The organism is Roseateles sp. AC306 (assembly GCF_979253795.1).
The window spans coordinates 252,128-263,199 of record NZ_CEEDEB010000006.1; the positions used below are offsets into that span (position 1 = coordinate 252,128).

Here is an 11,072-nt window from a genome sequence, read left to right on the forward strand (position 1 = left end):
AAAATCTTCATGCTCGATCAGCTCAAACGCATGGCCGTGCTCGCCTCCGTGGTGCGCCACGGCAGTTTTGCCGCCGCCGCGCGGCAATTGCGCACCAGCACCTCGGCCGTCAGCCAGCAGGTGAGGGCGCTGGAGAAGGACATGGGCGTCACGCTGCTGCACCGTTCCACGCGCAAGCTCAGTCTCACGCCGGCCGGCGAGCGCTTCCACGTGGGTTGCGCGGCGATGGTGGTGGCCGCCGAACAGGCCCAGGCCCAGCTTCAGCAACTGCGCGACGCGCCCGAGGGCGAACTGCGCATCGCGATGACGGTCGGCTTCGGCCGCATCATTGGCCCCGCGCTGGCGCCGCTGCTCGCCATGCACCCGGCGCTGCAGCTGCACCTGCAGGTCGAGGACGGCCTCACCGACCTTGTCGCCCACCGCATCGACCTCGCCATCCGCTTCGGTCGCCTGCCCGACAGCCAGTGGGTGGCGCAACGCATCGGCACCGTGCACACCAGCCTCTATGCCGCGCCCAGCTACCTTGCCCAGCGCGGCGTGCCGGCCACGCCCGAGGCGTTGCAGGCGGCCGACTGGCTGATGCTGCAGAGCGGCACCGACCACGCCCGCCGCCTGCCCGGCAGCGAGCTCAGCGTGCAGCCGCGCTACACCAGCAACAACCAGCTGACGCTGCAGCAGCTCTGCGAGGCGGGTCTCGGCATCGCTGTGCTGGGCAACGAAGACGTGGCCGAAGCCGTGGCCGCCGGCCGGCTGCTGCGGCTGGACGCGGCGCTCGCGCTGCCCGAGCTGCCCGTGTGGGCGATGACGCCGCAACGCGATGCGCAGCCGGCCAAGGTGCGCCATGCCATTGCGGCGCTGAAGTCGCATTTGGCGGAGGCGGCGCCATGAAGGGCGTGCTGACGCAATGGGACGACGCCAAGGGCTACGGCTTCATCACGCCCGACGGTGGCGGCGCCAAGGTCTTTGTCCACGTCAAGGCGTTTGGGTTGAGGCCGCACCGCCCCTTCGTCGGCGAGCGCCTGAGCTACCGGGAAGGCCATGATGCCCAAGGCAAGCGCCGCGCCGTCGACGTGCAGAGCCTGGAACCGCGCGCCGCACCGCCAGCGCCAGCGCCGCGCGACAGTGGCCGTGTGCTGCTGCTGATCCCCGCCTTTGCCGGCTTCGTGCTCACCTGCCACCTGATGTGGGGCATGCCGCACTGGTTCTGGGGCGCCTACTCCGCCATGAGCATGGCGACCTTCATCGTCTATTGGCTGGACAAGCGCGCCGCCACGCGCGGCGAGTGGCGCGTGGCCGAGGGCACGCTGCATGCGCTGTCCCTGGCCTGCGGCTGGCCGGGTGCGTTGCTGGCCCAGCAGGTGCTGCGGCACAAGAGCGCCAAGGCCTCTTTCCGGCGCCTCTACTGGTTGACGGTCATCGCCAACATCGCCGCCTTCGTCGCCGTCTTCACGCCTTTGCTGAGAAACCTCAAAAGCTGAACTCGCCCAGGCCCGCGATGCTCAGTCTGCCGTGGGCTTCGTGCGCAGCGTGCAGCCCGCCCCAGGCACCCGTCGTCACGACGGTGCCGGCCTGCAGCGCGCGGCCATGGCATGTGACGTGCTTCAGCCACGCGGGCAGCACGCCGGCGGGGTCGGCCAGCGAATGCCCGCCCGTACGGACGATGTCCGGCTGGCCCGGCAGCGCGAGGCGCCATTCGAGCTGAGCCCAGTCGAGCGGCTTGAACGGCTGCCAGTCGCCCAGCAGCAGGCCGGCGTTGCTCTGGAAATCGGCCATGCGCAGCAGGGCCGGCGCGTCCATGCCCTCGGCCCAGCGCGAGGCGACCAGTTCGACCGCGATGCACATGGCCTCGGGCGAACCATCCGCGCCGACGCGCAGCGCGACCTCGGCTTCCACGCCCAGCAGCGCCGTGCCGGCCACCGGGTTCACCGGCGAATGGCTGAACGGCCCTTGAGCGCTGGCGCCGCCGGACTTCCAGCGGTCCAGCGGCCAGCCCAGGGCGGCGGCCACGCCGTCCTGCACGGCATAGGCGTCGGCCTCGTCGCGCACGGCGCCGGCCCAGTCGGCGGCGGGCAGTCGGCTGCCGTTGCGGTGGCAGGCGGCGAGGGCTTGGATCAGGGCTTCGGTCATGAGTGTGAGTGGGTGGTCAGGCAGGCGGACCTTAAGATGAAAACTGCGTCGGGCTCTGGGGCCCGCGAGCAACGACAACATGTCGCGCATCGATAGTCGCGAACTCATTTTCCGGGAACAGCATGGCACTGAAGTTGGGCTTGGTGGGCATAGGCAAGATCGCCCGCGATCAACACATTCCGGCGCTCGCCGCCGACCCGCGCTTCGAGCTGATGGCCACGGCCAGCCGCAACGCCAGCGTGGACGGCGTGGCCAGCTTCACCAGCGTCGAAGCCATGCTGGCCCAGGTGCAGGAGCTGGACGCCATCTCCATCTGCACGCCGCCCAACGCGCACTTCGACGCGGCGCTGGCCGCGCTGCGCGCCGGCAAGCACGTCATGCTGGAAAAGCCGCCCGCCGCGACGACGCGGCAGATCGACTTGCTGCGCGCCGAGGCGGCGCGGCATGGCCGCACGCTGTTCCAGACCTGGCACTCGCGCTTCGCCGCAGGCGTGGACGCTGCGCGTGACTGGCTGCGCGGCCGCACCCTCACCGGCGGCACCATCACCTGGAAGGAAGACGTGCACCACTGGCACCCCGGCCAGCAGTGGATCTTCGACGCGGGCGGCCTGGGCGTGTTCGACCCTGGCATCAATGCCTTGTCGGTGCTGACCGAGGTGCTGTCCGAGGAGGCCTTCGTGCACAAGGCCGTGCTCGAGTTCCCGGCCAACCAGCAGGCACCCATCGCGGCCCACCTGGACCTGCGCACCGAGGCTGGCGTCACGGTGAACGCGGAGTTCGACTTCCGCCAGAAGGGCGAGCAGACCTGGGACATCGAGCTGGTCACGACGACCGGCCGCCTGCGCTTGTCCCATGGTGGCGGCGCGCTCCAGATCGACGGCCGGCCGGTGGCAGGCGACGAAGCGCTGGCGGGCGAATACCCCCGGCTGTACGCGCGCTTCGCCGAACTGTGCGCGGCGGGCCAGTCGGAGGTCGACTGGCGGCCGTTCCAGCTGGTGGCCGATGCCTTCCTGATCGGCGAGCGGCGGACGGTGGCGGCGCATCAGGTCTGAGTCAGGGCCCCAGGGGCTCCGATCTGGTTCATCGACAGCCGAATGCCGCAGCCCAGCCCCGCGGAGATGGCATTCACGGCCTCTTGCAGCCGTGGAACGAGCATGGCGAGGCCATCGCCCTGCAACCGGCCGGGCGGCACATGCAGTGCCAGGCCGGCAATGGCTTCGTCGTGCTGGTTGAAGACGGGCATGGCGATGCTGCACAGGTGCGGCAGTCGCTGCAGGCTGTAGCCGCGTTCGCGCAGCGCCTCCAGCTCGACATCCGGGCCGGGCGTGCCGTCCCAGGCCAGCACGGCCAGGCCGAGGGCGCTCTGGCGTAGGGGCGCGCGATGCCCGACCGGCATCGACAGGCCCAGCGCGCCCCGGGACTCGGCGCGGTGCAGGTGCACGATGTCAGCGCCGTCGCGCATGCCGAGCTGCACCAGCTCGCCCGTGGTCTCGGCCAACGCGCGCATCGCGGGCCGGGCAACGGTGAGCAGGTCAGGGCTGCGCAGCGCCCGCGTGCCGAGTTCGAAGACGCGTGTCGTCAGCGTCCACGCGTCGTCGTCCGCGTGCAGGTAGCCCAGGCTGGCGGCCGTGCGCAGCACGCGCTCGGCCACGCGGGGTGTCAGCTCGGCCTGCGCGGCCAGCTGCCAGGTGGGTGCGCCACTGCGCTCGGCCACGGCGTTGAGCAGTGCGAAGACCTGGTGCGCAGCGGCGACGGTGGTCTTGTCGGCCCCGCCGCTCCAGCGCGGCCCCGGTGCCGGCAGCTCGCGGTCAACGCGCCAGCCAGCCACCGTCGACCGCCAGCGTGTGGCCGTGCACGTAGTCGGATGCGCGCGAGGCCAGGAAAACAATGGCGCCGGCCAGGTCGGCCGGCGCGCCCCAGCGGGCGGCCGGGATGCGCGCCAGGATGGCATCGTTGCGATCTGCGTCGGCGCGCAGCTCGGCCGTGTTTTGGGTGCTCATATAGCCCGGCGCGATGGCGTTGACGTTGATGCCCAGCGGTGCCCACTCGTTGGCCAGCGCGCGCGTGAGGCCCAGCACGCCGCTCTTGCTGGCCGTGTACGACGGCACGCGGATACCGCCCTGGAAGGACAGCATCGAGGCCACGTTGACGATCTTGCCGCCGTCGCCCTGGGCCACGAAGCGCCGCGCCGCCACCTGCGAGAGCTTGAAGACGGCGCCGAGGTTGACCGCCATCACGTCGTCCCAGTCGCTTTCGCTGAAGTCGATGGCGGCCTGGCGGCGGATGATGCCGGCGTTGTTGACGAGGATGTCGATGCGGCCGTTCAGGCCGGCGGCCTCGTCGATCAAGCCTTGAGCATCACGAAGTTCGCTCAGGTCGGCGCGCAGGTCGAGGTAGCGCCGGCCGAGCGCCGCCACCTCGTCGCCCAGGCCCGCAGAGTCGGAGCGGTTGATGCCGACGATGTCCGCACCGCCCTGGGCCAGGCCCAGGGCCATCGCGCGGCCCAGGCCGGTGTTGCAGCCGGTGACCACGGCCGTACGGCCGCAAAGGCTGAAGAGGTCAAAGACGCCGGCGCTCATGGTCAGAACTTCACGTCCAGTCGCAGGGCCTTGTAGCTGAAGGCGTCGCGGGCCGGCGTCCATGTCGTGTGCGCATAGGAGGAGCCGCTGTTGACGGGGTTCACGCGCCAGGTGCCCAGGCCGGGGTAGCCGGTGTTGGCGTAGTGGCGGTCGAACAGGTTGTTGACGTAGAAGCCCAGCTGGTACTTGCCGCCCTTGTCCTTGAAGCCGAAGCCCACGTTGACGATGGTGAAGGCGGGCGACGCCAGCGTCGGGTCCTGGTTGATGTTGGTCAGCACCTCGGTGCGGCGGCGCAGGTTGCCGCTGAAGAACAGGTTGAAGGGCCCGTCGGGCAGCACGAAGTCGTAGCGGCCGGACACGCCCAGCTTCAGCTTCGGCGCATTGGGCATGACGCCGCCCGTCACGTCCTGGGTGTTCTGGCCGCCGTAGGCCGGGTTGGCGCGGACGCACTCCAGGTTGAAGCCGCCGTTGGGCGAGCCCGCCACGTTGTAGCAGGGCGCGTTGGGCCAGTCGGACACGGTGGCCTTGGTGTAGGCGATGTCGGCGTTGACGATGAAGTTGGGCGTGACGAGGGCCGCCATGTCCAGCTCCACGCCGCGCGTCTGCACGCCGCCGATGCTGCTCAGCCGCGTCACGTAGGTCGACGTGCCGGGCAGGTAGCCGCCGCTGTTCTGCTGGTAGTCCTTGAACTTGGTGTTGAAGACGGCGAGGTTGACCGTCAGGCGGTTGCCGAAGAAGTTGCCCTTGGCGCCCAGCTCCCAGTGGCGGGCCGATTCGGACGCCACGGGCTGCTGTGCGGCGGTCGCGGCGGTGAGGCCGCTGGTGATGTCGTAGGCCTTGCCCTTGTAGCCGGTGGAGGCCATCACATAGCCCATCAGGCCGGGCGTGAACTGCTTTTGCAGGCTGAGCTTGCCGGTCGTCGAGTCTTCCTTGTTGTCGCGGCTGGTGTAGGTGGCCGTGGGCGTGAAGACGGACGGCGGCGGGTTGCCCAGCGTCAGCGAGTAGCCAGAGACCTGGCGGTTATGGCGCAGGCCGGCCACCACCGTATAACTGGGCATGAATTCCCAGGTCGCCTGGCCGAAGATGGCGGTGTTGCGGTTGGAGGTGTCGCCGAAGTAGGCGATGGGCGTGGACAGCGCGATGCCGTCGAAGCCGCGCACGAAGGTGCGGTCGATGGCGTTGCTGGCCCACCAGAGGCCGGCCACGTAGCGGAAGTTGCCTTCGTCGGCCGACGTGAGGCGCAGCTCCTGCGTCTTGGAGTCGATCAAATAGGTGCCGTATTGCACATAGCCCGAGTCGCGGCCCGTGGTGGGCTTGCCGGCGGTGATGGGGTAGGACAGCAGCGTGGGGACGTCGGTGAAATCCTGGTCGCGATAGTCGTTGGCGGTGTAGCGCTGGGCGGACGTGATGGAGGTCAGCGTCATGCCGTTGGGCATGACCCAGTTGATGCGCAGAGCGGCGCCCTTGATCTCGGACTCGATGCCGGTCGGCGAGTCCATGCGGATGTCGCGGTTGTAGGGGCCGGGCTTGATGCCGGCCAGCAGCGTGGTGGCCGGCAGCGCTGCGACGCCGTTCTGGTAGCCGGCCAGCTGGTTGTTGGTGCCGAAGCTGGTCAGCGCATAGGTGCAGCAGTCGTTGCGGGTCTTGTTGTAGGTGGGCGTGAACTCGACGTCGATGTCCTCCGTCGGGTGCCAGGCCAGCTTCATCATCAGGCTGCGGTCTCGGCTCCCGTTGACCTTCTTGCCGGTGCTGAGGTTGTTCAGGTTGCCGTCGAACTCGCTGGCAGCGGCGGCGATGCGCAGGCCGAGCTTCGGCGCGATCTCGCCGCCCACCGAGAAGCGCAGCCGCTGCTCGCCGTCGTCGGTGATCAAGGCGCTTGCATCGCCGCGAATGGCGCTGCCGATGGGCTTGGTGGTGATGAGCATGGCGCCGGCGATGGCGCTCTTGCCGAACAGCGTGCTCTGCGGGCCCTTCAGCACCTCGACGCGCTGCACGTCGGCCAGGTCCTTGAAGGCCATGAACTGCGCGCCCATGGGGACGTCGTCGATGATGACCGACACGTCGGACTCGACACCGATGCCGATGGACGAAGTGCCGATGCCGCGCATGTTCAGGCCGTTGTTGGCCGGCGTGGAGCCGTAGGTGACGCTCAGTGCCGGCGTCAGCTCGATGACGTCTTCCAGCGAGCGCACGTTGCTGCGCTCCAGCCGCTCGGCGGTGAATACCGAGATGGCCAGCGGCACGTTCTCCAGCTTCTCCACGCGCTTGTTGGCCGTGACCTCGACGCGTTCGAGCTGGGTCTTGTTCTCGGCCTTGGCGGCCTCCTGCGCCTGCGTGGCCGGTGCCATCAGCGCGAGCAGTGCGGCGGCGACGGGGGTCAGGGGGCTGGCGTTGATCCTGTGCATGTTTTTGTCTCCGTTTTATTGATTGATTGGCGTGGGTGGTCTACCGGTAGCTCAGCGTCCACCGGAGGGAAAGCGGGGCTGCCATCAGGGTGGCCGTGCCCGAGAAATGAAGATGGGTTCGCGACGGGCCGCTGGTCAGTGCGCGCAGCGCGTCGGCGGCGGGCTCCTTGACGTCCAGGCGCTGCAAACCCTCGGCCTCGAAGCGCGCGACGCCGCCGGCGTCGAAGTCGACGGCCGAGCCAGTGGCGCGAGCGCCCGACGAGAAGCAGGCGAACTCCAGGCTCAGCGACGCGACCTGCACGGCCGCTGTCGGCGTGAGCACGTCGCTGCGGCTCATGCGGCCGGGGCCGAAGCGGTACTCGGTGACCAGCGTCACGCGCGTGTCCAGCCGGGGCTGCTTGGCGCCGACGAGGTTGAGGCCGGGCTGGCGATAGCTGACGACCTGTTCGTCGCCGTCCTGCCAGGTGCGCAGGTCCTGGATGAAGGACGTCGGCAGCAGCACGCTGCCATCGGCCAGCACGAGCTTGAACAAGAGCTGCGGGTGGGCCGCGCCGCTCTCGGCCCGGCCTTCGATGAGGCGCGGCGAGAAGGGGATGGGGTAGTAGGGCGCGTTGTCGTGCTGGCCCGCGCCGCCGTTGATGAGCGGCAGCGTGAAGACCCGGCCGCGGTCGCGCCGCACGGCGAGCGCGCGGTCGTAGCTGCCGCGGGCGAACCAGTTCAGCGTGAAGCCCGGCTGCGTGCGCGCCAGCCAGTCGCCCAGGTCCGGTGGCGGCGGCGTGTCGGCCAGGCCGGCTTGGGTCAGCAGCTCGGCTGTAGAGATCAGCTGGTGAATGATGGAAAAGTTTTCACCCAGCATGCGGTGCGGGCCGCGATAGCCGTCGGTGCTGCGGCCGCCCTTCCAGAGATTGACCGAGTGCAGCACCGGGTCGAACCAGAAGTCCACGTACTTGGCCGCGGCGCGCACGCAGTGGGCGTAGGCGTAGCGCCGTTCCTCGTCGCCCAGCACGCCCAGGCAGGCGGCGGTGGCCAGGATCTCGACGATGGCCGTGTCGCCATAGGGCCCGATGCTGCGGCCGAAGCCGAAGCCGTCGCCCGCCGTGTTGGCGCATTGCAGCGCCAGCCGGGCGGACAGCGCGAGCAACTCCTTCAGGCGCGGCGTGACGGGCAGCTCGGTCTCGATGAAACGCTCGCAGAACTCGGCCGCGAGCAGGATGCTGTAGCGGTCGAAGCGGCCCTCGCCCTCGGTCTCGTCGGAGAAGCCGAACTCGCCCGAGTAGCGCTCGTAGTGGTCCAGCGTCCTGGCCAGCAGCGCCTCGCTGGCGCTGGCGTCTTCCCAGCCCAGCAGCATGCGCAGCCGCGCGATGCCGAAGGCGACGCCGTAGTAGTTGGTCGGCAGGGCCTTGAGGCGCAGCGTCTTCTCGTCGACGAAGACGCGCCAGTCCAGCCGCTCACGCAGCCGTGCCAGGCTGGCGGCATCGACGGCTTCACTCAGCAGCCCGGCCTTGCGCAGCCGGTTCAACGCCATCACGGCGTAGTAGATGCCCCAGCTCTCGATGGGCATGTGGCTGATGAGGGCCATCAGGCGCCGGCTGCCGGCCAGATAGCCCGCAAAGGCCGCGTCGTCGCGCGGCGTCAGCGTCAGCAGGTGGGCCAGCGCAATGGCCACCTTGCCGGGCAGGAACACATCGCCCTGGCCGAACACCGGCGCGCCGTTGAAGCGCGTGTCCAGGCCATCGGCGTCGAGCAGCTTGAAGTAGTGGGCCAGTTGCGGCAGCAACTGCTCGCGCACCAGCGCGTTCAACGGCATCGCCTTGAGCGGCGGTTCGTAGCGATCAGCTTGCATCGTGGCTCCGGTCGCTGTGGCCTTGATAGAGAATCCGCGCCAATCCAGCGCTGCCCACAAGCCCATCGTGTCCTCCAGCAAATCCCCAGCCACCCTGCGCGATGTCGCCGAGCTGGCCGGGGTGTCGACGGCAGCGGTCTCCAAGTACGTCAATGGCAAGCAGCGCTTCACGGCGGCCGTCGAGACCCGCATCGCGGCGGCCATCGAGCAGGTGGGCTACCGCTCCAACCTGGCGGCACGCAGCATGGTCACGGGCCGCTCGGGCGCCATCGCGGCGCTGGTCTACGGCGTGGAGAACCCCTACACCGCGGCCGTCATCAAGGGCGCGAGCCGTGCAGCGACGGCGCTGGGCTATGACCTGCTGTTCGTCGACCTGCTGCAGAGCGAGTCGCCCGAGCGAGAGCTGGCCCGCGTGACCGGCATGCAGGTGGACGGCATCGTGCTGGCTGCGGCGTTGCCGGTCGCCGCGCGCAAGCTGCTGGCCAGCTACGGCCGGCCGTTTGTCGACCTGGGCCGCGCAAGCGAGCCTGCCGAGGCGCCGAGCGGCGACGAGCAGGCCGCTGCCATGCTGGGCCGCTATCTGCTGAGCCTGGGCCACCGCGAGATCGCCTACATCGCCTGCGACGCGCAACCCGGCAATGCCGAGCGGCTGCTGGGCATGAGGCGTTCGCTGCAGGCTGCGGGCATCGAACTGGCCGTACATCAGGTGCTGAGCCCGACGGCCGAGGACGGCGCGCGGCTGGCGTCCAGCCTGCTGCTGGGCCAGAAGCGCCCGCAGGCCATCGCGACCTGCAACGACCTCATCGCCATGGGCCTGATCTCCGAGGCCCGGCACCTGGGCCTGACGGTGCCTCAGGACGTGTCGGTCGCCGGCATCGAGAACATGCCCTTCGGCCGCTTCCTGAGCCCGCCGCTCACCAGCGTCGAGCTGCATGCCGACCTGCTCGGCGAGTGGGCGATGCGCCATCTCGTGGCCACCATCGACGGCGAGGAAACGCCCGCCAGGGCGCACGACCTGACACCGCGACTCGTCGTGCGGGGCTCGACCAAAGCCGCCGCCTGATTTGAATCGAGCGGTCATGCTGCGCGCCTGCAGGTGGATTCGCGCACGACCAGGCGCGGCGCCAGGACTTCGTCGAACGGGTGCTCCAGCTCGTCGTTGATGAGCTGCAGCAGTCGCTGCATGGCTACCTCGCCCATCTGCTCGCTGTTCATCGCCACCGACGTCAGCGAGGGGCTGGTGTAGCGGCCGTAGGCGATGTCGTCGAAGCTGGCGATGGACACGTCGCGCGGGATGTCGACACCCAGCGCGCGCGCCTCGGTCATCAGGCCGAGTGCAATCAGGTCGTTGTAGGTGACGATGGCGTCCGGCCGCTCGCCGCCCAGCAGCAGGCGGGAGGCCGCGGCCTCGCCGGCCTCGGGGGAAGGCGCGTCCACATCCAGCATCTCCAGCGTGCGGCCGGCCTCGGCCAGCGCGTCGCTCAGCCCGCGGATGCGCTCGGCGTTCCAGCGCGAGGACGGGAAGCCCACGTAGGCCACGCGGCGGTGCTGCAGCGTCATCAGGTGGCGGCCGATCATCAGCCCGGCCAGGTAGCCGTCGGCACCCACGCTGTGCACGCCCGGGTGCCCGTAGCGGCCGAAGAAGACGACCGGCTTGCCCAGCGCGTTCAGCCACTCGATGGATTCATCGGCCAGCCGCGAGCTGACGACCAGGCCGTCGACGCGCCTTGAGAGCGCCTCCACCAGGTGGCGCTCGGGCGCCTTGCTCTCGGCGGTGTCGACGAAGGCCATGCTGTAGTCGTTGGCCTGGGCCACGCGGCTGGCGCCCTTGACGATGCCCGTGAAGTGCGGGTTGCCGAGGTCCAGCACCACCAGGCCGACCGCGCCACTGCGGCCCGTCGCGATGGAGCGCGCCATGTGGTTGGTGCGGTAGCCGAGGGTGTCGATGGCGGCCTGGATGCTGGCCTCCACGGCCGGCGAAAAGCGCTGGCCGCCACTGCAGAACTTGGAGACGGTGGCGACGGAGACGCCTGCGGCGGCAGCCACGTCGCGGAGGGTGGGGAGTCGTTGTTTGATCATTTTGGTGAAGCGTTTAACTGGATGATAGTGATGCGCTTT

10 protein-coding genes are annotated in these 11,072 nt (G+C 69.5%); 4 read left to right on the top strand and 6 right to left on the bottom strand.

Going from position 1 to position 11,072, the window contains the following annotated elements:
- Positions 1–9 precede the first annotated feature (9 nt).
- Together AC0IZJ_RS14885 and AC0IZJ_RS14890 are read left to right on the top strand one after the other, a co-directional pair.
- Positions 10–888: a LysR family transcriptional regulator gene (locus tag AC0IZJ_RS14885; protein WP_471851076.1), complete on the top strand. Its 879-nt coding sequence runs from the start codon at positions 10–12 to the stop codon at positions 886–888.
- A complete protein-coding gene (locus tag AC0IZJ_RS14890; RefSeq protein ID WP_471851078.1) occupies positions 885–1,478 on the top strand; it encodes a DUF1294 domain-containing protein in 594 nt (197 codons plus the stop codon). The genes AC0IZJ_RS14885 and AC0IZJ_RS14890 overlap by 4 nt, the downstream gene beginning before the upstream one ends.
- Here the strand turns inward: AC0IZJ_RS14890 and AC0IZJ_RS14895 are convergent.
- Complete coding sequence (locus AC0IZJ_RS14895; protein ID WP_471851080.1) at positions 1,468–2,127, bottom strand: 2-keto-4-pentenoate hydratase; 660 nt, start codon at positions 2,125–2,127, stop codon at positions 1,468–1,470. The genes AC0IZJ_RS14890 and AC0IZJ_RS14895 overlap by 11 nt on opposite strands.
- A 122-nt stretch (positions 2,128–2,249) precedes the next feature.
- Here AC0IZJ_RS14895 and AC0IZJ_RS14900 point away from each other — a divergent pair, with 122 nt between their 5' ends.
- The gene (locus AC0IZJ_RS14900; protein ID WP_471851082.1) at positions 2,250–3,179 is read left to right on the top strand and encodes a Gfo/Idh/MocA family protein; all 930 of its coding nucleotides are present in this window, start codon (positions 2,250–2,252) and stop codon (positions 3,177–3,179) included.
- Here AC0IZJ_RS14900 and AC0IZJ_RS14905 read toward each other — a convergent pair.
- Genes AC0IZJ_RS14905 through AC0IZJ_RS14920 form a run of 4 tightly spaced genes read right to left on the bottom strand, consistent with a single transcriptional unit; the run spans position 3,170 to position 8,954 of the window.
- Complete coding sequence (locus AC0IZJ_RS14905) at positions 3,170–3,955, bottom strand: IclR family transcriptional regulator (RefSeq protein WP_471851085.1); 786 nt, start codon at positions 3,953–3,955, stop codon at positions 3,170–3,172. The genes AC0IZJ_RS14900 and AC0IZJ_RS14905 overlap by 10 nt on opposite strands.
- Complete coding sequence (kduD, locus tag AC0IZJ_RS14910; protein ID WP_471851088.1) at positions 3,936–4,706, bottom strand: 2-dehydro-3-deoxy-D-gluconate 5-dehydrogenase KduD; 771 nt, start codon at positions 4,704–4,706, stop codon at positions 3,936–3,938. The genes AC0IZJ_RS14905 and kduD overlap by 20 nt, the downstream gene beginning before the upstream one ends.
- Before the next feature lie 2 nt (positions 4,707–4,708).
- Complete coding sequence (locus AC0IZJ_RS14915; RefSeq protein ID WP_471851090.1) at positions 4,709–7,111, bottom strand: TonB-dependent receptor; 2,403 nt, start codon at positions 7,109–7,111, stop codon at positions 4,709–4,711.
- Between the two features lie 40 nt (positions 7,112–7,151).
- Entirely contained in the window at positions 7,152–8,954 is a 1,803-nt protein-coding gene (locus AC0IZJ_RS14920) for a hypothetical protein (protein ID WP_471851092.1), read from the bottom strand.
- 67 nt (positions 8,955–9,021) lie between these two features.
- On the opposite strand from AC0IZJ_RS14920, the gene AC0IZJ_RS14925 reads away from it, so the two are divergent.
- Positions 9,022–10,017, top strand: a complete 996-nt coding sequence (locus AC0IZJ_RS14925; protein ID WP_471851095.1) for a LacI family DNA-binding transcriptional regulator — start codon at positions 9,022–9,024, stop codon at positions 10,015–10,017.
- A 14-nt stretch (positions 10,018–10,031) separates the two neighbouring features.
- Here AC0IZJ_RS14925 and AC0IZJ_RS14930 read toward each other — a convergent pair whose 3' ends face one another.
- Complete coding sequence (locus AC0IZJ_RS14930; RefSeq protein ID WP_471851191.1) at positions 10,032–11,030, bottom strand: LacI family DNA-binding transcriptional regulator; 999 nt, start codon at positions 11,028–11,030, stop codon at positions 10,032–10,034.
- Positions 11,031–11,072: the final 42 nt, after the last annotated feature.